22 protein-coding genes are annotated in these 22,342 nt (G+C 58.6%); 15 read left to right on the top strand and 7 right to left on the bottom strand.

Annotated features, from left to right (window positions below; genetic code table 11):
- Positions 1-398 precede the first annotated feature (398 nt).
- From yfmF to B9A13_RS02990, 6 genes are all read left to right on the top strand, one after another.
- Positions 399-1,685, top strand: a complete 1,287-nt coding sequence (yfmF, locus tag B9A13_RS03020; RefSeq protein WP_242942761.1) for an EF-P 5-aminopentanol modification-associated protein YfmF — start codon at positions 399-401, stop codon at positions 1,683-1,685.
- The gene (gene yfmH / locus B9A13_RS03015) at positions 1,685-2,965 is read left to right on the top strand and encodes an EF-P 5-aminopentanol modification-associated protein YfmH (protein ID WP_242942760.1); all 1,281 of its coding nucleotides are present in this window, start codon (positions 1,685-1,687) and stop codon (positions 2,963-2,965) included. The genes yfmF and yfmH overlap by 1 nt, the downstream gene beginning before the upstream one ends.
- The gene (lgt, locus tag B9A13_RS03010) at positions 2,962-4,056 is read left to right on the top strand and encodes a prolipoprotein diacylglyceryl transferase (protein ID WP_084233582.1); all 1,095 of its coding nucleotides are present in this window, start codon (positions 2,962-2,964) and stop codon (positions 4,054-4,056) included. Before yfmH ends, lgt begins: the two co-directional genes overlap by 4 nt.
- 4 nt (positions 4,057-4,060) lie before the next feature.
- Positions 4,061-4,906 carry a bifunctional methylenetetrahydrofolate dehydrogenase/methenyltetrahydrofolate cyclohydrolase FolD gene (gene folD / locus B9A13_RS03005; protein WP_084233581.1) on the top strand — a complete coding sequence of 282 codons (846 nt, stop codon included), beginning with the start codon at positions 4,061-4,063 and terminating at the stop codon, positions 4,904-4,906.
- A gap of 15 nt (positions 4,907-4,921) precedes the next feature.
- Positions 4,922-6,592, top strand: a complete 1,671-nt coding sequence (locus B9A13_RS03000) for a formate--tetrahydrofolate ligase (protein ID WP_084233580.1) — start codon at positions 4,922-4,924, stop codon at positions 6,590-6,592.
- 473 nt (positions 6,593-7,065) lie between these two features.
- Complete coding sequence (locus B9A13_RS02990; protein WP_084233578.1) at positions 7,066-7,449, top strand: hypothetical protein; 384 nt, start codon at positions 7,066-7,068, stop codon at positions 7,447-7,449.
- A 308-nt stretch (positions 7,450-7,757) separates the two neighbouring features.
- On the opposite strand, the gene B9A13_RS02985 is transcribed toward B9A13_RS02990, so the two are convergent.
- From B9A13_RS02985 to pheS, 5 genes are all read right to left on the bottom strand, one after another.
- Positions 7,758-8,675, bottom strand: a complete 918-nt coding sequence (locus tag B9A13_RS02985; protein ID WP_084233577.1) for a C40 family peptidase — start codon at positions 8,673-8,675, stop codon at positions 7,758-7,760.
- A gap of 105 nt (positions 8,676-8,780) precedes the next feature.
- Positions 8,781-9,077, bottom strand: coding sequence for a hypothetical protein (locus tag B9A13_RS02980; RefSeq protein WP_084233576.1), 297 nt, complete (start codon positions 9,075-9,077; stop codon positions 8,781-8,783).
- Positions 9,078-9,572: 495 nt separating this feature from the next.
- Positions 9,573-9,818 (bottom strand): IreB family regulatory phosphoprotein, encoded by a 246-nt coding sequence (locus tag B9A13_RS02975; protein ID WP_084233923.1) that lies wholly within the window; start codon positions 9,816-9,818, stop codon positions 9,573-9,575.
- Positions 9,819-10,036: 218 nt separating this feature from the next.
- Positions 10,037-12,412 carry a phenylalanine--tRNA ligase subunit beta gene (pheT, locus tag B9A13_RS02970; RefSeq protein WP_084233575.1) on the bottom strand — a complete coding sequence of 792 codons (2,376 nt, stop codon included), beginning with the start codon at positions 12,410-12,412 and terminating at the stop codon, positions 10,037-10,039.
- 15 nt (positions 12,413-12,427) lie between these two features.
- Entirely contained in the window at positions 12,428-13,453 is a 1,026-nt protein-coding gene (gene pheS, locus B9A13_RS02965; RefSeq protein ID WP_084233574.1) for a phenylalanine--tRNA ligase subunit alpha, read from the bottom strand.
- Between the two features lie 638 nt (positions 13,454-14,091).
- Here pheS and B9A13_RS02955 point away from each other — a divergent pair.
- From B9A13_RS02955 to nrdR, 9 genes are all read left to right on the top strand, one after another.
- On the top strand, positions 14,092-15,612 hold the full coding sequence (locus B9A13_RS02955; RefSeq protein ID WP_084233572.1) for an NAD(P)H-hydrate dehydratase: 1,521 nt from the start codon (positions 14,092-14,094) through the stop codon (positions 15,610-15,612).
- A gap of 209 nt (positions 15,613-15,821) precedes the next feature.
- Positions 15,822-16,376 (top strand): hypothetical protein, encoded by a 555-nt coding sequence (locus tag B9A13_RS02950; RefSeq protein ID WP_084233571.1) that lies wholly within the window; start codon positions 15,822-15,824, stop codon positions 16,374-16,376.
- 17 nt (positions 16,377-16,393) lie between these two features.
- The gene (gene alr / locus B9A13_RS02945; RefSeq protein WP_084233570.1) at positions 16,394-17,563 is read left to right on the top strand and encodes an alanine racemase; all 1,170 of its coding nucleotides are present in this window, start codon (positions 16,394-16,396) and stop codon (positions 17,561-17,563) included.
- Positions 17,564-17,736: 173 nt separating this feature from the next.
- Complete coding sequence (locus B9A13_RS02940; protein ID WP_084233922.1) at positions 17,737-18,102, top strand: type II toxin-antitoxin system PemK/MazF family toxin; 366 nt, start codon at positions 17,737-17,739, stop codon at positions 18,100-18,102.
- A gap of 110 nt (positions 18,103-18,212) precedes the next feature.
- On the top strand, positions 18,213-18,767 hold the full coding sequence (locus B9A13_RS02935) for a hypothetical protein (RefSeq protein ID WP_084233569.1): 555 nt from the start codon (positions 18,213-18,215) through the stop codon (positions 18,765-18,767).
- A 196-nt stretch (positions 18,768-18,963) separates the two neighbouring features.
- Positions 18,964-19,557, top strand: a complete 594-nt coding sequence (locus B9A13_RS02930) for a hypothetical protein (protein ID WP_084233568.1) — start codon at positions 18,964-18,966, stop codon at positions 19,555-19,557.
- 58 nt (positions 19,558-19,615) lie between these two features.
- Positions 19,616-19,801 carry a spore coat protein gene (locus B9A13_RS02925; RefSeq protein WP_084233567.1) on the top strand — a complete coding sequence of 62 codons (186 nt, stop codon included), beginning with the start codon at positions 19,616-19,618 and terminating at the stop codon, positions 19,799-19,801.
- A gap of 9 nt (positions 19,802-19,810) precedes the next feature.
- The gene (locus B9A13_RS02920) at positions 19,811-20,086 is read left to right on the top strand and encodes a spore coat protein (protein WP_084233566.1); all 276 of its coding nucleotides are present in this window, start codon (positions 19,811-19,813) and stop codon (positions 20,084-20,086) included.
- 429 nt (positions 20,087-20,515) lie between these two features.
- Positions 20,516-20,989, top strand: coding sequence for a transcriptional regulator NrdR (gene nrdR, locus B9A13_RS02915; protein WP_084233565.1), 474 nt, complete (start codon positions 20,516-20,518; stop codon positions 20,987-20,989).
- On the opposite strand, the gene B9A13_RS02910 is transcribed toward nrdR, so the two are convergent.
- Positions 20,934-21,353, bottom strand: a complete 420-nt coding sequence (locus B9A13_RS02910; protein ID WP_084233564.1) for a DUF4363 family protein — start codon at positions 21,351-21,353, stop codon at positions 20,934-20,936. The genes nrdR and B9A13_RS02910 overlap by 56 nt on opposite strands.
- Positions 21,350-22,030, bottom strand: a complete 681-nt coding sequence (locus B9A13_RS02905) for a DUF421 domain-containing protein (RefSeq protein WP_084233563.1) — start codon at positions 22,028-22,030, stop codon at positions 21,350-21,352. The genes B9A13_RS02910 and B9A13_RS02905 overlap by 4 nt, the downstream gene beginning before the upstream one ends.
- Positions 22,031-22,342 lie beyond the last annotated feature (312 nt).

Below are 22,342 nucleotides of genomic sequence, written 5' to 3'. Positions count from 1 at the left end.
AGGGGGTTTTTCTTTATACGGGGAGCAGGGCGAGAGGGCTTGTGAGCGCCGGAGCAGAGCGCGGGAGACGGTGCGGCGGGGAGGGCAGATTGACGCGACCGCGGTGTTTCGCGGTTTGGCTCTAACGGCGCGGCGAGCCGATTTTTCAATGCCGGAATCGCCGCTCCAAGAACGCCGGACGGCTGTTTCCAAACGAAAACGAAGGATGGGAAGCATGATATTAAAAATCCGTGCAATAATTTGAATTATTGTGTATAATATATCCATTATCCCATTCCGGGCCCGCCGCGGATATGAGAGGGGAGAGCGACCGCGCTTCCTTTTTTGCGCGCCCGGACGAGACGAGGCTCCGGAAAATCTGCCGATGGAAACGGAGCTCATGGAAAGGAATGAGAGAATTGACCAACGCAGTCCGAAAGGAGATCATGCCCGGTGTATTCCTGACTTCCTTCCGCACGAAAAAGTTCAAAACCGGTCTTTTGAGCATGAATCTGCTGACTCCCCTGAAGGCGGCCTCGGCGTCCAAGAACGCCATGCTGCCGTCGGTCCTGCGCCGCGGCACCGCGAGATATCCCGACATGGAGCAGCTTTCGGCGGCGCTGGACAGCCTGTACGGCGCGCAGATCGAAAGCGTGGTGCGGAAAAAGGGCGAGGTGCAGTGCGTCGGGTTTGTGAGCAGCTTTATCGACGAGGCTCTGACGCCGGGACAGGAAAAGCTTTTAGAGCCGGTGGCCGATCTTCTGGGAGAGCTGCTGCTTTCCCCCGCCACCCGGAACGGAAGGTTTTATACGGAATATGTGGAGGGAGAGAAGAACAACCTAAAAGACAGGATCCGCGCCATTGTGAACGACAAACGGCAATATGCGGACAAGAGGCTCGTCGAGCTCATGTGCCGGGAGGAAGATTACAGCGTCGACAAGCTGGGCAGCGAGGAGGCCGCCTCGGCGGTGAGCGGACAGAAGCTTTTCGAGCAGTACAACCGCCTTCTGGCATCTTCCCGCCTGGAGCTCTTTTACAGCGGTTCGGCCTCGCCCGAACGGGTGGAGGGCGCGATGCTTTACGCGCTGGAATCTCTGCCGAGGCCCGGCGCAACGGAACCCGTCGACACCGCGGTGAAGAAGGCGGCCCCGGAGGAGCCCCAGGTGGTGACGGAATCCATGGACGTTACCCAGGGAAAGCTGGCCATAGGCTTCCGGCTGGGAGGCAGGGGCGCGCCGGACTATCCCGCACAGACCCTGTTCCACACGGCATACGGCGGCACCAGCACCTCCAAGCTCTTTTTAAACGTCCGGGAAAAGCTCTCCCTGTGCTACTTCGCAAGCTCGGCGCTCCACCGGAGCAAGGGGATCCTCACGGTTTCCTCGGGCATCGAGTTTAAAAACTACGAGAAGGCCCGGGACGAGATCCTGGCTCAGCTGAAAGCGATCCAGGAGGGAAAACTGGAGGACTGGGAGCTGGAGGCGGCGAAACGGTCGGTGGTCAACGCCATGCGTTCCACGCTGGATTCCCAGACCCGGATGGAAGATTTCTATCTGGGACAGGCCCTGGAGGAGCTTCCCTACGGACCCATGGAATTTGCCGCTCAAATTGAAAAAGTGACGGCGGAGGAGATCCGCCGGGCGGCGGAGGCCGCTCGGCTGGATACGATTTACTTTCTCAGGGGCCCCGACAAAGGAGGAGAATAATGGAGAAGCGATACAGCCGGCTGGGGGAAACCGTCGAGCGGATCACCCTGGGAAACGGACTTACCATCTATGCCGTGCCCAAGCCGGAGTATTCCAAGAGCTACGCGCTGTTTGCCACCCACTACGGAGGAATCGACATGAGATTCCGCCTGGGGGATCGCTGGATGGACACACCGGCGGGCGTGGCGCATTTTCTGGAGCATAAAATGTTCGACACCAAGGACGGAAACGCCCTTCAGGAGCTGGCCAAGGGAGGAGCCTCCCCCAACGCGTTCACCGGAAGCGACATGACGGCATACTACTTCGACAGCACCGAGCGGTTTGAAAACAACCTGCGGATCATGCTGGACTTCGTCTCCGTGCCCTACTTCACGCCGGAAAGCGTCCAGAAGGAGCAGGGGATCATCGGCCAGGAGATCCGCATGATCGAGGACGATCCCAACTGGTGTGTCTACACCAACCTGAGCCGGGCGCTTTACGAGAACCATCCCATCCGGGCCACCGTGGCCGGGACGGTGGAGAGCATCGCCGGTATCACGGCGGAGACCCTGTACGACTGCCACAAGGCTTTCTACAATCCGTCCAACATGGTCCTTTGCGTCATGGGGAATTTCGAGCCGGACAATATCTTCCGCCTGGCGGAGGAGATCCTTCCCAAGGAGGGGCTGGGAGAGATCCAGAGGGACTACGGCAAAACGGAGTCTCCCAATGCGTATCAGGAACGGATCGAGACCCGGATGGAGGTTTCCACCCCTATTTTTCTCATGGGATACAAGGACAGCCCCCGCCCGGAGGGCAAAGAGGGGCTGCGCAGGACGCTTACGGCGCGTCTTGCCTGCGACCTTCTCTTCGGGGATTCCTCGCCGCTCTACGCCGACCTCTATTCCAAGGGGCTCATCAACCGGAATTTCGGCGGGGATTACGAGGCTATCGCCGGCGGAGCCTTTATCGCCGTGGGCGGAGAGAGCAAGGACCCGGACGCCGTCCGGGAGGCCATTCTGGCGGAGGCCCGGAGGGTCGGCAGAGAGGGACTGGACAAGGAGCGTTTCGAAAGGACCCGGAAAGCGTCCTTCGGGAACCGGCTGCGGGCCCTCAACAGCTTCGACGGCACCTGTGTGCAGATGGCAGAATTTCATTTCCTAAAGGCGGATTATTTTGATTTTCCGGAGATCTTCGACGCGATTACGGCCCGGGACGCGGAAGAGTATATCGCAGAGACGATCCAGCCGGAAAAAACCGCCGTTTCCATTGTAAAACCAAAGGAGAGCGAACCGCAATGAACCATACCCCCATCCAATTTCCAGGCCTGGGCCTGTCCTTCAATCCGGACAGGGTGGCCTTCACCCTGTTCGGACACGACATCTACTGGTACGGAATCATCATCGCCGCGGGCTTTCTGCTGGCCGTCCTGTACACCTACAAGCGGGCTCACCGCTTCGGGGTCAAGCAGGACGATTTTCTGGACCTGCTTCTTTACGCAGTGCCCATCGCCATCGTCGGCTCGCGGATTTATTACGTGATCTTCTATTTTTCCCTGTATCAATATCAGGACAACGGCGTTACCAAAGTCAACTGGGCGGAGATATTCCGCATCTGGGACGGAGGTCTGGCCGTATACGGGTCCATCATCGCAGCGGTGATTACGGCGTTTATCTTCTGCAGGATCAAGAAAATCAGCTTCGGCGCCGTGGCCGATCTGGGCGCGCTGGGGCTTCTCATTGGACAGGCCGTGGGCCGCTGGGGCAATTTCATCAACCGCGAGGCCTTCGGCGCTTTGACGGACCTTCCCTGGCGGATGGGCGTCGTACCCCGGGGCGGAAGCTATGTGGAGGTGCACCCCACCTTCCTCTACGAATCCCTGTGGAACGTGATTGGCTTTTTCCTCCTGGCGTCCCTCTCCAAACGGAGAAAATTCAACGGACAAATCTTCCTTCTCTATGTCGCGTGGTACGGGTTCGGACGTGGACTTATCGAGGGCCTGCGGACGGACAGCCTGTATCTGTGGGGCACGGGGCTGAGGGTTTCCCAGGTGGTGGGTTTCGTATCCTGCGCGGCGGCGCTTATTATCTACTTCATCCACAGGCGGGTAAAGCTCTCCAAGCTTACCGCTACCGGCGGAGCAGGAGCGGAAGCCGCGACCGCGGCAGAGGCGGCACCGGAAGCGGGCCTGGCGGAGAACGGGTCGGACAATGGCACAAAAGCGGAGACCTTACCGGAAGATCGCGCCGCGGCACCGGATCCTGCAACCGGCGGCGCGGAGACGCCGGACGGAAGCGCCGGGACGGAGACCGACGGGAAACCCGCCGCGGAAGCCGGGAAAACAGGTGAAATCGCACCTACGGGACCTGACAAAGAAGACAAAGGAGAATAATCCAATGGCGGCAGTGATACTGGACGGAAAAGCCCTGGCCAAAAAGCGAAAGACGGAGATCGCCTCCCGGGTTGCCGGGATGAAGCAAAAACCGGGCCTCGCCGTTATCATCGTGGGAAACAATCCAGCTTCCAGGACCTATGTGGACAACAAAAAGCGGGACTGCGCGGAATGCGGCATCCTGAGCCGGGAATACGCCCTGCCCGAAGACACGGGGGAAGAGGAGCTGCTGGGACTCATCTCGGAGCTCAACCGGGACGGAGATATCGACGGGATCCTGGTGCAGCTTCCGCTGCCGGAAGCTATTTCGGAGGACAGGATACTTACCGCCATCGATCCTCAAAAGGATGTGGACGCCTTTCACCCCTACAATGTGGGGCTCATTCTCACCGGGAAGCCGGTGTTTCTGCCCTGCACACCCGCGGGGGTGATGGCCATACTGGACGAATATAAGATCCCCGTGGAGGGAAAACGCTGCGTCGTGGTGGGGCGGTCCAACATCGTGGGCAAGCCCCAGGCGCTGCTTCTGCTGCAGAGAAACGGAACGGTGACCGTCTGCCACTCCCGGACGGCGGATCTGCCCTCAGTGACCCGGGAGGCAGACATCCTGGTATCCGCGGTGGGAAAGCGGGGGGTCATCACCGGCGACATGGTGAAGCCCGGCGCGGTGGTTATCGACGTGGCCATGAACCGGAACGAGGCGGGAAAGCTCTGCGGGGACTGCGCTTTTGAAGAAGTTAGTGTAAAGGCAAGTTACATTACACCAGTTCCCGGGGGCGTTGGGCCCATGACCCGGGTCATGCTCCTGGAAAACACCCTCAAGGCGGCAGGGCTGCATCAGAAACTGTAGGCGGGAGACAGGTCCATGGGAATGAGAAGCGACATCGAAATCGCACAGAGCGCGAAGCTGCTACCCATCGAGGAGATCGGCGCCAAGCTGGGGCTGACGGGCGACGCGCTGGAGACATACGGAAAGTACAAGGCGAAGATCGACCTGGCCGCCTTCCGGGACAAGCCTGTACGGGGAAAGCTGATCCTGGTGACGGCCATCAACCCCACTCCTGCGGGAGAGGGAAAGACCACCACCAGCGTGGGCCTGGCCGACGGGCTTTCCAGGCTGGGGAAGAGGACGGTGCTTACCCTCCGGGAGCCCTCTCTGGGGCCGGTGTTCGGCATCAAGGGAGGCGCGGCCGGAGGAGGGTTTGCCCAGGTGGTGCCCATGGAGGACATCAACCTCCATTTTACCGGGGACTTTCACGCGGTGGGAGCGGCGAACAACCTTTTGGCCGCTCTGATGGACAATCATATCCAGCAGGGAAACGAGCTGGATTTCGACGTTCGGAGGATCACCTGGAAGCGGTGTATGGATATGAACGACCGGCAGCTGCGGAGCATCGTCTGCGGTTTGGGCGGCCGGGTGAACGGGGTACCCCGGGAGGACGGGTTCGACATCACGGTGGCCTCGGAGGTGATGGCGGTCCTCTGTCTTGCCGACAGCATCGCGGACCTCCGGGAGCGCCTGGGCCGGATGGTGGTGGGATACAGCCGGGAGGATAGGCCCATCACCGCGGGAGACCTCCGGGCCGAGGGCGCCATGGCGGCGCTTCTGCGGGACGCGGTGAAGCCCAATCTGGTACAAACTCTGGAGCACACCCCGGCCATCATCCACGGCGGGCCCTTTGCCAACATTGCCCACGGCTGCAACAGCGTCCTTGCCACCACGGCGGGGCTGAAGCTGGCGGACTTCGTGGTCACCGAGGCGGGATTCGGCGCAGATCTGGGAGCGGAAAAGTTCCTGGACATCAAGTGCCGTTCGGCGGGCCTTCATCCCGACGCCGTGGTGATCGTCACCACCGTGCGGGCGCTGAAGCATCACGGGGGCGCCGCAAACGACGGCAGCGGGGGAGAGACCGACAGCCTGGAGCGGGGAATGCCCAATCTTTTAAAACATATTGAGAACATCCGGAACGTGTTCCGCCTGCCGGCGGTGGTGGCGGTGAACCGCTTCCTCACGGACAGGGAGGAGGAAATAGAGCTGATTTCCCGCCGGTGCGGGGAGCAGGGGGTCCGGGTGGTTTCCTCCCGCGTCTGGGAGCAGGGGGGCGAGGGCGGCACCGAGCTTGCCCGGGAGGTCCTTCGGATGATCGAGGAAGGGCGGAACGGTTTCCGCTTTGCCTACGAGGATGACCTGCCTCTGCGGAAAAAGATCGACACCCTGGTGCGGGAGGTTTACGGCGGGGAAGGAGCGGAGTTCTCGCCCCAGGCCCGGAAGGAGCTGCGGCAGCTGGAGGAGCTGGGGTATGGGAAGCTTCCCGTATGCATGGCAAAGACTCAGTACTCCCTGTCGGACGACGCAAAACAGCTGGGAAGACCGAAGGACTTCACCGTTTTCGTCAGCCGCGTCAAGGTTGCGGCGGGGGCGGGATTCGTGGTCGTCTACACCGGGGAGATCGTGACCATGCCGGGGCTTCCCAAAGTTCCGTCCGCCGTGAAGATCGATGTGGACGCGGACGGCGTAATCAGAGGACTGTTTTGACGCTTACCGCCGTTTCTCAATGAGGACACGCCCATAGAACTTGATATTCGTTACTCTTACGATACAGGGCGGCCTGGTTTATATCTTTGTCACATCGAAATACGCCTTGAATTGGCTTTTTGGCTCAATCAAGGCGCATTTTTTTTACTTTTTCAGCAAAGGTTCCGAAGAGTTCCTGCCGCCCATTTATATAAAATTTGACATGATATCAATGAAATGGTAAAATTACCATAACGAGATTGAAATGCACATACTATAACGATAGATTTACAATATAATATAATCTACGCTTCTTAGAAAGCCAGTCCGGCACTATCAATTTATCCGCGTTTTCTGTATAAACGTTTTGCTGCGAATGGCGGAGCTAATCACATCCGAAAAAAGAGCTTTTCGGAAACAGATTTGGGATATGGAGGCGGGACTGCAAAACTGCAATCCCGCCTTTATGCAAATTCGGATTTTAGGAGATACATATGCCGGTTTTCTTTATTTCAAGCATTATCCTGATTCTTTTGACGCTGGGCGCAAATCTTGCCCTGCCGCCCCAAAAGGCAAAAAAGTTTGCGGCTTTACAAAGAGCGCTTTTAATATCCTGCCTTCTGGTGGGAAACACTGTCGACATCTTTTTCTATAAACCGAACAGCGCGGCGCTTTTGGCACTGATGTGGTCCGTTATTTTTTGCGCGGATTATTTCGTGACGGATGGGATCCGGTATTGGAAAAACAAGGACGACCCGGAAACAGTGAAAAGCGCTCTGAAGGGTGCGCTGGGTTTTTTAGCTTTGCTGTTATTTATGAATATTTGTGGAATCTATAAGCACTTTGTGGAAGCGGGTGTGATTCCCAGCCTGTTTTAATACCGATCAGGAGCCGCGGCTGCGGTTTTTGCTTAATTTTAAAATACAATATCCATGGCAGAAAATCAATTTGATTTACGAAGGGTTTGGACAGGAGCTTGGCGCTCCGCTGGGGTGCCTTTTCCCGAACTCCCCGCGGAAGGCTATTTACGAGAGGTTTGGACGGGAGCTACGCGCTCCCCGCCGGAGGTAACTTTTTTCTGAAAAGTTGCCAAAAAACATACCAAACGGCCGCGGCCGCGCGGCACATAAAATGCAAAAACCCGGCGCGCGGAAGGTTCCGCGCGCCGGGCTGATTTTTTTATTTACTAGGAAAGAATGCGCCGGGCTCCCACGTAGGTCTTGGCATACCAGGAGTCGCTGAGGCTGTTGTACCGCACCTGGCCGCCCGCGCTGGAGCAGTGAATGAATTTATTTCCCCCGATGTAGATACCCACATGGGTGGCCGCCTTGCTGGAGCCGATTTCCCGGAAGAGAACCAGGTCGCCCGGCTGAAGGTTCGCCTTGGAGACCGAGGTCCCATTAGACATCTGGGAGGCAGCGCTGCGGTTTAAAGAGTATCCGAAGTGCTTGTAAACGTACTGAGTGAAGCCGGAGCAGTCAAAAGTATTGGGGCCGGCAGTGCCGTATATGTATGTATAACCTAAAAACTGCTTTGCATAGGCCACCACTTCTTCCCCGGCGGCGGTGGAACCGGAGTCGGCCACCACTTCATCGGCGCCGCGGGAGGAGGCGGATTCTTTTGTGATAGACAAGTAATCGCTGAGAACATATCCGGTTTTTCCGCCGTATGTAACCTTATACCAGCCGGAGTCGATCCCCACGATGCTGACGATGGCGGAGCCCGGAATGGCGGAGACCAGGCTGTATGTAGTACCGGGACCGGAACGCATATTCAGGGAGGTGGCTTTTACCAGTCCGTACCCGATAGTGACATCTGCGGTTTCCTTCAGAGTCAGGTATTCGGAGGACATGTAGCCTTCGGTTGCCTTGAAGTTCACCTTATACCATCCGTCCAGCTTTTCCAGGACCACCACCGTGTCTCCGGTGGAAGCGGTGCCCAGGATGGAGGAGGATGTGCTGGGAGATTCCCTGAGCCGAAGAGAAGAAGCGTCCACCGTGGCGACGCCGAGGCTGGTTCCGGCCGCTGCCGCCGCAACCGTGAGGCATACCATCAGCGCGGCTGCGATGAGTCCGTAACGCAAGAATCCTTTCAGGTTTTTCATGTTTACCTCCGTTTTCACCTTTTATTCATTGGTGCCGGAAGGAGAGCGCAGCCCTGTTGTCAATTCTTATATCGAATCCGATATCCCCCAACACAACATATGACGCTATTTCGAGGAGAGTGCCCGCTCCAGCCAGACGGCCGCCACATCCATGGCGCTGTACAAGTTGTCTTTTTCGCTCTTTTTAACCACTCTGTCTCTGGACTTGAGATCCGGATCGGTGAGCTGCAGCTGAACGGACACTTTCGTGCCGACCTCCAGATCCTTGTTGGCCCTGCTCTCGAGAATCTGCATCATAATCACGTATTTATCGGCCATGCTGCCGTAATATATCAGATTTCCCTTTCTCCTGAGCGGACGTCCCTTATACGTAAGGACATTCGCTTTTTCATTTTTTTCCAAAGGATGGTAACCCCCTTTTTAAAACCTTGTAACCAAATTGTAACACATTGCCTCCGGTTTGTCAAACAGTTTAGTCAAATTTTAGATGGTAAAAATATACAAACTATATAATTTGCACAAAGGGCCTCTATTATACGGTTTTCTTGATTTCTCCGCGGATTTCCAATTGGAATAGATGGATCCGGACGGCAAATAGTTACCGGGGAAGGGGATGCGTTCATATAAAAACCCCGCCTTCCGGCGGGGCTTCAGACCGTCGAAAAACCCTGTTTTTCGACGGAAACGAGAGAAAGATCACGCCTTTGCGAAGGCGCGCAAAGTATGTCTTGCGAGAAGTGAATTCCCGCAAGACATTGAGATTTCACCTTTTGCGGATTTCGGTCACGGAGCGCAACACGAAATCCACAAAAGCTTTTCGCCAGTGGCAAAAAGGATGATGGGACTTTTACGACAAGCTAAAACCCCGCCTTCCGGCGGGGTTTTCCTTGAAAACAATCAGTAGGTGAGATAGTGGCGCACCAACTCCTGGAGCAGTTCGTCACGGTCGATCTTCCGGATCAGGGTCCGGGCGTGGTTGTAGTTTGTGATATAGGTGGGGTCCTCGGACAGAATATATCCCACAATCTGATTGATGGGATTATAGCCCTTTTCCTTGAGCGCGTCGTACACCGCGGTAAGGATGGCCTTGATCTCCTGATCCTTGTCGTGCCCCAGGTCAAATTTACGCGTATAATCCGACATCAGCTCACCCCCCGACAATCTGTCGATATACCGGAAAGCCGAATCCGGGAGACGGCATTCCGTTTGCCCGGCCGCAACGGGAAGCGGCGGAACAACCATGGAAATATCATAACGTAAAAAGGAAACGGTGTAAAGAGGTTGCGCCAAGGTTCCTGCAAAGTTTTTACCGAAAAAATGGGATATCCCTCAGCAAATGCGAGGGGTCCCCGCGGCCGGTGTCAGCGCAGGACGGCTCCCAGCTCCCGGTGCAGAAGGTCTAGGATGACCCGGACGTCCGCATCCGCCTCGGCGTCGGTGAGGGTCCTGTCGTCGGAGCGCAGGGTCAGGGAAAAGGCGACGCTCTTTTTTCCGGCGGGGACAGGGCTGCCGGTATAGATGTCAAAGAGGCGAACCTCTTTGAGAAGACCTGCGGCGCCCCTGGCTATGCAGGATTCCAGCACCGCCACGGGGATGGATGCATCGCACACCACGGCGATGTCCCGGGAGACGGAGGGGAAGCGGGGAAGAGGGACATACCGGGCCTCGGGAGCGCGGCAGGCGAGCATGGCGGGGAAATCCAGCTGGGCGGCGTATGCGGGGGTGTCCATGCCGTATTCTTCCGTTACCAGGGGGTGAATCTGCCCCAACGTTCCCATCGGGACGCCCCCGGCGGATACCGAGGCGCAGCGGCCGGGATGGTAAGAGGAGTGCTCCGACTCCGCGGCGAAGGTCACTCCGCGGATGTTCATATTGGCGAGAACCGCCTCCACGGCGCCCTTGAGCTCAAAGAAGTCCATGTCCCCGTATCCGCCCAGAAGGAGAAGCTGCCGCTCCTCGGGCAGTGTCTCGCCCTCGCGGGGCAGGTAAACGGAGGCCAGCTCGTAAAGTCTCGCCGAGGGATTCCGGTAGCTGTAGTTGCGCGAGAGAGTCTCCATCATGGAAGGGAGCGCAGTGGTGCGCATGATGCCGGTGTCCTCCCCCAGAGGATTGAGGATCCGTATTGCATTTCGCAGGGGACTCGATGCCGGCAGGCGGATCTTATCGAAGCAGGAGGGGCTTACAAAGGAATAGGTGAGGATTTCGCTGTAGCCCATGCCTCGGCAAAGGGTCCCCGCGAGCCGCCGAGCGCGCTGAACGTCCGAAAAGCCGCCCTGGGTGGTCTCTCCCCGCATCATGGTGGTGGGCAGGAGATTGTAACCGTAGAGCCTCGCCACCTCTTCGGCAAGGTCGGAATAATGCTCGATGTCGGAGCGCCAGGAGGGAACCTCCACGCGGTCCCCGGTGACGGCGAACCCCAGAGAGCGAAGATACTGGGCCATTTCAGGAGCCGGGATTTCCGTGCCCAGGAGGCGGTTGATCCGCTCGGCGTCCAGAGAGAGGACGGTGGCGGGAAAATCGGCCGCTTTCACGTCGATCACAGAGTCCAGGACTTCTCCCGCTCCCAGAAGCTCCACCAGCTCGCAGGCCCGCTGGACGGCGGGAAGCGTTCCCTGGGGATCCAGACCTTTTTCGAACCGGCTGGAGGCATCGGTGCGCATGCCCAGGGCGACGGCCGTCTGCCGGATGGAGGTGCCGTTAAAATTTGCCGACTCGAAGACCACGGCAGCGGTGCTGCCGGTGATTTCGCTGTTGGCTCCGCCCATGACGCCGGCCACGCCCACGGGACGGTGCTCGTCGGCGATCACCAGCATGCCGGGGGTCAGGCGGCGGCGGGTCCCGTCCAGGGTTTCCAGTTCCTCGCCGGGAGCTGCCCTGCGGACCACTATCCTGCCTCCATTCACGCAGGCGAAGTCAAAGGCGTGCATGGGCTGGCCGTATTCCAGCATCACGTAGTTGGTGATGTCCACGATATTGTTGATGGGGCGGACGCCGGAGGCTCGGAGTCTCTCCCGCATCCAGGCGGGGGAGGGGGCGATCTTAACGTTTTTCACCATCCGGGCGGTGTACCGGGGGCAGAGGTCGGGATCCCGGATCTCCACGGCGAGGAGCTTTTCCAAAGACCCGCAGCCCGCTTTGACCTTTGGCTCATGAAGATGCAGGGGCTTTCCGAAGACCGCCGAGGTTTCCCGGGCCAAGCCGATGACGCTCAGGCAGTCGGGCCGGTTGGGAGTGATCTCAAACTCCACCACGTGGTCGTCAAGCCCCAGGACCTCCCGGATATCCTGGCCGGGAGAGCAGGGTTCCTGGAGGATCAGGATTCCGTCCTCCACGGCGTAAGGGACGTCATGAATCGTAAGGCCGAGTTCCTTTACAGAACAGAGCATGCCCAGGGAAGCGACGCCCCGGAGCTCGCCCGCGTCGATACGGACTCCGCCGGGAAGGACGGAGCCGTCCAGAGCCACGGGGACCAGGTCTTCCGGAGCGACGTTTTTCGCTCCCGTGGCGATCTGAAGGGGAGAGTCCGCGCCCACGTCCACCCGGCAGATCTGCAGCTTGTCCGCATGGGGATGCTTTTCCAGTGACAGAATGCGGCCCACGACCACATTCACAATTCCGGCGCCCATGTCCTCGGTGAGTTCCACCTTGGAGCCGGACAGGGTCATGGCCTCGTCGTATTCCCGGTCTGAAGCCTCAATATCCACAAACTCGGAGAGCCATTTTCTCGATAATTTCACAGCTCGTTCCTCCCATCAAAACTGCGACAAGAAGCGCATGTCGTTTTCAAACATCAGGCGAAGGTCCGAAATTTCAAAGCGGCGCATGGTCATGCGCTCCAGACCTATGCCAAAGGCAAAGCCGCTGTACACATCCGTGTCGATGCCGCAGCCGGCCAGGACCCGGGGATGCACCATCCCGGCGCCCAGAAGCTCGATCCAGCCCTCTCCCTTGCAGACGCGGCAGCCCGCTCCGTGACACTGGAAACACTGGACGTCCACCTCGCAGGAGGGTTCGGTGAAAGGAAAATGGTGGGGGCGGAAGCGGACGCGGCTCTCCTGGCCATAAAGCTTTTTTACCAAAGTTTCCAGGGTGCCCTTCAGGTCGGTCATGGTGATTCCCTTGTCCACCACAAGTCCCTCCATCTGGTGGAACATGGGGGAGTGGGTGGCATCCACCTCGTCCTTGCGGTAGACCCGGCCGGGGGCCACGATACGGATGGGAGGCGCTTTTTTCTCCATCACCCGGACCTGCACGGGAGAGGTCTGGGTGCGCAGAAGGACGCCGCTGTCCTCCGACAGGTAGAAGGTGTCCTGCCACTCCCGGGCGGGATGCCCCTCCGGGGTGTTCAATCGCGTGAAGTTATAGGACGCCAGCTCCACCTCGGGCCCTTCCGCTATTTCAAAGCCCATGCCCACGAAGATGTCCAGGGCTTCCTCCAGAACAATGGTGAGGGGATGCCGGTGGCCCACGGTCACGGGGGTACCCGGAATGGTGACGTCGATGATCTCATCTCTGAGCTTTGCCTCCAGGGCTTCCTGCTCCAGGACGCGCACGCGGGCATCCAGAGCCCCTTCCAGCTCCTCCCGGAGGGCGTTGGCCAGCTGCCCCATGACGGGACGCTCCTCGGGAGACAGGGACCCCATCTGCTTGAGCAGCGCGGTAAGCTCCCCCTTTTTGCCAAGGAACCTGACCCGGAGGGATTCCAGCTCGGCCGTCCCCGCGGCGGCGGCAAAGGCGCCAAGCGCCGACTTTCTGATTTGTTCCAGCTCGTTTTTCATACTGCCAGCTCCCATTCATGGTTTTATGCCATTTCTAAATTAAAAAGATGAAACAAGACGTATGGTTGCCCGCCGCCGGAGGCGGGAGCCAGCCATACTGTTTCACTTGTTTTGCCAACATTTTTAATTGAAGTTTTAGTATTACGAAATACTCCCGGACGGCCGCCCGGGAATAAATTCCTCTGATAACGAAAACGGCTCCCGCCCCACAAGGGACGAAAGCCAAGACCTCCGCGGTACCACCCGTCATTTGCACGCCCGAAGCGGCGCGCACACTCACACCCGTTAACGGAGGGCGGCCGCCTGTCTCTACTTTCCCCGCGGGGGAGTTCAAAACGGAGCTCACGGGGGAATCCGCGCAAAAGCCGCAGGACGCTCACAGCCGAAATGGCGTCCCTCTCTGGGGCGGCGGAGCTTACGCTTGCTCCCGGTCATCGCTTTTTGCATATTTTGGTCTTTTTGCCCCCACACCCGCCCGGAAACGGCGCGGCAGGGGGCCGTACCCACTACTTATATCATATTATTCCAAAAGGTGCAAGATGAAATTGACGAAAGGCGCCGGCTGCACTATAATTATGTATACCTATTTTGAAAAATAGGGGCACCGGAGGACAATGGGGAGAAACGGGAGGAGCGTAATGAAGCTTGCCACCGCGAGACAAATGAAGGAGCTGGACGGGTACGCTATCCACACCCTGGGCATTTCCTCTCTGCTGCTGATGGAAAACGCCGCGGCGGCCCTGGCGGAGGAAGCCGCGGGCTGCCTCATGAACCCGGGGGAGCGCATCGCGGTATTCTGCGGCGGCGGCAACAACGGGGGAGACGGCGCTGCGGCAGCGCGGATCCTCGCCAGAAACGGCGCGGAGGTCCGCCTGTTTCTCACGGGGGACAGGGAAAAGTTCACACCGGATCTGAAAGAAATGCTCGCCCGTTACGAAACGGCCGGGGGAGAGCCGGAGGAATTTATTCCGGGGGACCCGGAATGCGAGGCCTGGTGCGCCGGGGCAAGCGTTCTAATCGACGCCCTCTTCGGCATCGGGCTGAACTCGCCCCTGCGGGGACGGCCCCTGGCGGCGGTGGAGCTCATGAACCGGCTGAAGGTCCCCGTAGTGGCGGCAGACATCGCCAGCGGCGTGGAAAGCGACACGGGGCAGATACTTGGAGCGGCACCAAAATGTGTAAAGACTATTACCTTCACATATCCTAAGATCGGGCACTTCTGCGGCGAGGGAGGCCTTCTGTGCGGCGATCTCCGGGTGGCCGGAATCGGGATACCGGAGGAGGCGCTGAGCCGTATCCCGGATAAAATTTTCGCGGTGGACGATGAGGACACGCGGGAGCTTTTGCCCCGGAGACGGCGGGATTCCCACAAGGGGGATTACGGCAGGGTGCTGCTTGTATGCGGCAGCCGGGACTATACCGGCGCTCCCGCCTTTTCCGCGCGGGCGGCGGTCCGGACGGGGTCCGGACTGGTGTTTCTGGGCGTTCCCGCTTCCATCCACGGCATCGAGGCGGAGAAAAACGACGAAGCCATGGTGATCTCTTTGCCGGAGGAGGAAGGAAAGCTGTCCCCCGGAGCGGTTCCCGTTATCTTAGAGCAGCTTCGCGGCTGCGACGCCTGCCTCATAGGGCCGGGACTCGGCAGAAGCGAGGGGGTTTCGGCGGCGGTGCGGGCCGTGCTGGAGACATGCAGGGTGCCGCTGGTGATAGACGCGGACGGAATAAACGCGCTTGCCGGGAATATAGATATATGGAAACGGAATTGTCCCGTTATCCTGACGCCCCACGAAGGGGAGTTTCAGCGGCTTCTGGGCCGTCCTATGAAAGCGGACCGGATTTCACAGGCGCGGGAATTTGCGCAGGCCAGCGGATGCATTCTGATCCTCAAGGGATACCGGACGGTGACGGCCCTCCCCGACGGGCGGGTCTATATCAACACCACCGGAAACCCCGGAATGGCCAAGGGGGGAAGCGGCGACGTGCTCTCGGGCATGCTGGTTTCCCTTCTGGGGCAGGGTCTTTCCCCGGAAAGGGCGGCCTGGGGCGCGGTCTGGCTCCATGGGCGGGCCGGGGACACGACCGCTTCGGAAAAGGGCGAATACGGCATGACGCCCACGGACATGATCGAGGCAATCCCAAAAGCAACGATGCAGTACTGATACTGATATGCGATGAATCCAATGATAAAAATCGGCCTGTTTTCCGCCCCGCGTCGTTATCCTCCTTGGCGGGCATAGAGCCCGCCGGCGTCGTCTGCCTTGCGGGACGAAAAACATACTCGATTTTTATTTTCATCGTTTCCATCCCATATCAGTATGAAAACAAAACAGGGATGTGGTGAAGCGTGCGCAGGCGGATCTGTGCACTGATGATGATCCTGCTGTTTGCCTCCGGATGTACCGGCGGGAGCCCGGGGGAGAAGACGCGGCAGGTACGGGAGACGTATACCGGGGCCGAAGGCTTCGTAATGACTGCAAAGGTCACGGCCGACTATGGGGAACGGGTTTACGAATACACCCTGCGGTACACCTACGTGAAGGACGGAGACGGCCAGATCGAGGTGCTGGAACCCGAGCTCATCGCGGGAATCCAGGCCGTGGTGCGGGAGGACGGGCTGGAGCTCATCTACGACGGGGCGAGCCTCGAAACCGGGCGCCTGTCGGGAGACGGGCTGACCCCCATGGACGCGCTTCCCGCCATGGTGCGGGCCTGGAAGGAATGGGCGGCCACGGAGGAGGGAGCGGAGACCCTGGGGAAAACCAAGACCCTGCGTATTACATTTGAAACCGAGAGCTCCGACGGCGATCCCATCGTCCACAGCGCGTGGTTCGACGAAGAGAGTTATATTCCCCTGCAGGCGGAGACCTCCGTGGAGGATTTCACGGTGATCCGCTGCGAGGTGACGGAATTTGAGTTTACATGAAAAGGAAGTAGAAGGGCTTGAAGGACATACTGAGGAGGACCTGGGCGGAGATTTCCCTTGACAACACAGCTTACAATTACGGCGCCATCCGGAAAATGCTCGCGCCCGGATGCCGCTTTATGGGCGTCGTGAAGGCGGACGCATACGGACACGGGGCGGTCCAGATTTCAAAGCTGCTGGAGGAGCTGGGGGCGGATTATCTGGCGGTTTCCAACATCGAGGAGGCCATGCAGCTGCGGTATGCCTCCATCCGTCTCCCCATCCTGATTCTGGGCTACACCCCCGTGGAGTGCCTGGAGGATCTGCTGGATTACGATATCACCCAGACCATCTATGAAACGGAGACGGGGGAGGCCTTTTCCCGGGCGGCGGAGCAGCTGGGAAAGAGGCTCCGGGTACACATCAAGGCGGACACCGGAATGTCCCGCCTGGGCCTTGTATGCGACGAGGGCAGCCTTGACGGAGCGGCCTGGGAGGCGGCCCATATCGCAAAGCTCCCGGGTCTTCTGCCGGAGGGGCTGTTCACCCACTTCGCGGCTTCCGACGACGAGAACGAGGAGGATTATACCCGGCTGCAGTTCGACCGGTTTGTCCGTCTCAGGGACATGCTCCGGGAGAAGTACGCCGTTACCTTTTCCATTTGCCATTGCGCCAACAGCGGCGCCGTGCTACACTATCCTTGGACCCATCTGGATATGGCAAGGCCCGGTATTCTGCTCTACGGGGTTTCCCCCTGCGAAAAGGCGGGATGCGGGGCGGGGCTGCGCCCGGTGATGACACTTAAGACCGTGGTGAGCGAAATCAAGGAACTTCCCGGCGGCATCACCGTCAGTTACGGCAGGACCTTCCGGACGGAAAAGAAGAGCCGGATCGCCGTCATGTCCGCGGGGTACGCCGACGGGCTGCCCCGGAGCCTTTCCAACCAGTACGATGTGCTGCTGAGGGGGAAGCCGGCGAGAATCCGGGGCAGGGTCTGCATGGACATGACCATGCTGGACGTGACGGACATTCCCGAGGCAAGACCCGGCGACGAGGTGGAGATTTTCGGGGAGCACCTTCCGGTGTCCCGGGCGGCGGAGCTTTCGGGAACCATCGCCTACGAGCTGCTGTGCGGGATTTCCAAGCGGGTGCCGAGGCTGTTTTTCCGGGAAGGGGAGCGGTGTGCGGTTCTGCCGGCGAGAGCCTAAGAGCAAAAGCGGAGTCCGGCGCATACAATGCGTTAGGAGGATGCAGGCCGGGCAGGCCGTGAATTTATATCCCCGGTGAAGTATAAATTTCACTGCCGCGTGGGAGAATTATAGTGACCTGGCTGCGGAGATGCCGCAGGAGGGACACTTTTTTCCGGCGGAGTGTGAAGTTTGTGGATAACAGCGTAAAAAGAGGCGATATCTATTATGCCGACCTCAGCCCCGTCATCGGCAGCGAACAGGGCGGCATCCGGCCCGTACTCATCGTGCAGAACGATACGGGTAACCGGCACAGCCCGACGGTAATCGCCGCAGCCATTACGTCTCAGATCAACAAGGCAAGGCTGCCAACGCACATCGAGCTTTCCGCAAAGGCTTATGGGCTGTCCAGGGATTCCGTTGTCCTGCTGGAGCAAATCCGCACGCTGGACAAACGGCGCCTGAAGGAAAAGATGGGAAGGCTGGACGAGGAGCTGATGCAGCAGGTGGACTCGGCGATTGCCGTGAGCTTCGGGCTGCAGAACAATCAATTGGCTTAAGAGTAACGATAACAGGAAAGGATATCCGGGTGGGAAGGAATACATAGAAGGGTATGACTTTTCGCCCGGCGCCTCCTGTTCCACCAAACTATCATACGGAGGATACCGCTGTGAAACGAAAGAAATGGCCGCTGAAGGCGGCGGCAGCAGTGCTGGTCGTGGCCACCCTCGCCGGTTTTGGCGTGCTGGCCGCGGAGTCGGGGAGCCAGACCGATCCCCTCATTACCCTGAGCTATCTCACCGACACGCTGACGCCCGGCATCCTGCAGCAGACGGACGCCAAGATCACTTCCAACAACACCCTTCTGACCTCGGCATTAACGGAACAGATCAACGCCTTCACACAGCAGATGGATACCAAAATCGCAGCCGTGCAGACGGGCGGGCAGACACCGGGGACAAGCAGTACATACGCCGTGGTTTCGCTCAACAGCGGGCAGACCCTTACCGGGACCATCGGAACGGAGATCATGCTCCGGGTGGGGACCGCGGCATGCGTGGCATCCAGTTCCCCCGGTCTCATCGACATGACCGACGGCAGCACTCTCAACAACGGCGCGTCTCTGGTGAAGAACCACCTGTACATGGCCACCATTGAAAACCGCGGCATCAAGGCCACCGCAGCGGTGAAGGTGCTGGTGCGGGGAACGTACACCGTGAAGTAATCCACCCCAGGCAATTTTATCCGAGGGACATGAATCCGGCCGCCCGTGCATAACAATATGTACGGGCGGTCTTTTGTGCCGACACGGCATTGCGCGCCCTGAAAAAACAAGCGGAGCGAAGACGGGGCCGGGGGAGTGGGGTTTAGGACCGGCGGAAAGGGACATCCGTCGGGGAAAAGGGAAGGAGGGAGCCGCCGTGGCAGAGAGATATCCGCTGCTGATCAACGGGACGGAGCGGGGAAGCCTGCGGGTGCGGGAAGAGGGACTTCGCACGGTATTCGAAGCCGAATGTCCGGACGACGGAGCGGGAATCTACCGGGCTGCGGCGGTGGGGCCCGGAGGAAGACTGAATCTGGGGGCCATGGCGCCGGAAAAGGGCAGGCTCATGGTTCGCCGGAGCTTCAGCCGGGACGAGATGGGAAGAGCCGGAGTCTCCCAGATCACCTCGGGGGAAGCCTTTCTCAGCGTTCCTTTTTCCGAAAGACGGAGCGAAAAAAACCCGGTTCCCCCGCCGCCTCAGCCGCCGCAGGAAAAGCCGGCTGGTTCCGGCTGGCAGCCGGTGCGGAATCCGGAACGGTTTTTAAAGGATCCGATCCTGGCGGCCGCGGCGGCGGGCGCCCAGGGAGCTCTTACGAAGACCGAAGAGGGATACAGGCTCCTGGCATTTCCCTTCCAGACCGCGCGGCCCTTTCCCCTGATGCCCGCCTTCTGTTTTGCGCGCATCGCGGGAATCGACGGCAAAAGTTACGCGGTTTACAAATTTAATCCGGAAGGTCTGCCGGTTTTGTGAATAATCGGGGAGGGCAGGGCAATACTACCAGTGACAATTCATAAAAAGGAGTGGTACGATGCCCAACCTAACCGCAAAAGAACTCATGGCGCTGGAAGATCAGCTCAACCACGAGAAGGTTTTGATCAAGAAATACCAGACCGTGGCCAACGAGTGTACGGACAGCGCTCTTAAAACCAGTTTCCAGGACATCTCCAACCGGCATCAGCAGCATTTCAACAACCTTATCAAATTTTTACAGTAGGAGGACGGAATGGATCAGATGAAAGCCATGAGCGACCAGGAGAGAATCGACGATTTTCTCTCCAGCCAGAAGCAGATCTGCAGCACCTACGACACCTTTGCAAACGAGTGCGTAAGCACCTCTTTGCGGGATGCTTTCCTGAACATTCTGAACGAAGAACACAAGATCCAGAGCGACTTGTTCAACGCCGCCCAGAGCCGCGGATGGTATAATCCCGAGCAGGCGCAAGCCCAGAAGATCAGCCAGGCGTACCAGAAGTTCAGCAACCAGCAGACCACCGCATAAAAAAGAGAGCAAACGCTCCCCGGCAGCTGCGCTGCCGGGGAGCGAATCCCGTCGGAAAACTCTGTTTTCCGACGGGAACAGGTGGATGGACCGCGCCTTCCCGAAGGCGCGCAAAGTATGCCTTGCGAGAAGTGAATTCCCGCAAGGCATTGAAATTATATCTTTTGCGGATTTCGGTCACGGAACGCAACGCGAAATCCGCAAAAGCTTTTCGCCGGTGGCGAAAAGGACGGAAAGACTTTTTCGATAAGCTGTGCTCCCCGGCAGCTGCGCTGCCGGGGAGCGTTATTATGAAATTTTATATTTGAACATAACAATATATGGTGTTTGTATGCTATACTATCAAACATAAGGCACAAGTAAACGATACTATGCCTCAACGGCCCGACTGTCGGCAACGATGAAAAACCACAAGAGAGGAAGGTTCCTATGAGATGTCCTTACTGTTCCCATCCGGAGAGCAAGGTTGTGGATTCCCGCCCGGCGGAGGAGGGAACCAGCATCCGGCGGCGCCGGGAGTGCCTTTCCTGCCAGAAGCGGTTTACCACCTACGAGACGGTGGAAAGTCTCCCCATCATGGTGATCAAAAAGGACGGAAGCCGCCAGAGCTTCGACCGGAGAAAGCTCTTAAACGGCATCCTGCGGGCCTGCGAAAAGCGGCCGGTTCCCCTGGCGGAGATGGAACGGATGACCGACGAAATCGAGCAGACCCTGCAAAACTCCCTGGAACGGGAGGTCAGCACGGCCAAGATCGGCGAGATGGTGATGGAGAAGCTCAAACGGGTGGACGAGGTGGCCTATGTGCGCTTTGCCTCGGTTTACCGCCAATTCAAGGATATCAACACTTTCATGACGGAGCTGAACAAGCTGCTGGCAGACAAGGGATGGAAAGAAAATTGCTGAGGCTCAGCTGCTCCATGTCGTTCATCTGCTTCAGGTGCGTGACGAGGGAGTCGTTGGTGGCACAGTATTCCGCGGCCTCCTGACATTCGATGAAGCCCAGCACCTCCGAAAAGGAGCGGTCGGCTTCATCCACCTGGTCATGCCTCAGCACAATCCGGAGGTAGTCTCCCAGAGAGGTCCACTCTTCATGCGCCTTTTTTGTCAGATCCTCCGCCCCGGTCCAGTCTCCGGAGTCGGCGCGGCGGTCCGCTTCCTCTAAAAGGGCCGTGATTTCCCCGGTTTTCACGGAGATATAGGAGGCGTTTGCCATGACGGAGGCGAAGATCGCGGCGAGGAGGGCCAGGGCTATCATAAGATATTTCACGGTTTGGGCTCCTTCCCGATAAAGTAGGTTCCGCCGGACTCATCCACAGAAAGCAGAAAAACGTCGTCCACCGAGGATACCCCGTACTGCAGGAGCCTGTCGTCCAGCCAGTTCTTATCCAGGGCGCGCAGCTGCATATTGTTGCGCAGGAGGCGCCCGTCGTTGATGATGATCACGGGAAGGCCGGGGTCCTCGGGCTTTAAGTTCTGCAGCTCCGCCGAAGCGGGTTTCTTCGAGGGAAAGAGCAGGACGGAGAGCTTGCCGTTGGTTTCCAGAATGGCATACTGAATGGTGGAAAGATCGGTGACGCCCTGGAGGCGGAGTTCTTCGCAGAGCTCGTCGATGGTGACCCGGTTTTTTCGCATCTCTTCCCGGATAAGGCGGCCTTTTTCCACCAGAATACTGGGTTTTCCAAAGACAAAGGAGCGGATCCGGACGCTTTTCATGGACAGGACGGAGATCACCATAGTAAGGGCCAGAAGGGTGAAGATGGGGATGAGCCCATTGAGAAGCGGAATCCCGAAGTCCTGCATGGGAACGGCGGCCAGGTCGGCAATCAAAAGGGCGAGCACCAGCTCACTGAGCTCCAGTTCCCCGATCTGCCGCTTGCCCATAAAGCGAAGGCCCATGACGATGAGCAGATACAGGACCACCGAGCGGGTGAAAGCGATTGCCATGGAGCGAAGGCACCTCCTTTTTTATTCAGTATTGCCTTCGCGGAAGAGTTTATCCATCCTGCCGGGAAGCCGGTGCGGGGTGAGAAAAGAATAGACTTTTTTATCTTTTTTCTGGTATAATGACCGCAAAGCAGCCATTATACCGGGCTCAATGGCGCGGCTTGCTCCCGCCCTTCGGGCGAAACCGCAAACGATGCCGTATACCACGAAGCGCTTCGCGTTTGTGGTATAATAGCCGCAAATCGGCTATTATACCTAGCTGACGACGCGGTTTGCTCCCGCCCTTCGGACGGAACCGCAAACGATGCCAAA

The organism is Papillibacter cinnamivorans DSM 12816 (genome assembly GCF_900176335.1).
Taxonomy (GTDB): domain Bacteria; phylum Bacillota; class Clostridia; order Oscillospirales; family Oscillospiraceae; genus Papillibacter; species Papillibacter cinnamivorans.
The sequence above is the reverse complement of the archived record's forward strand: the minus strand, read 5'-3'. Positions and strand labels throughout refer to the sequence as shown.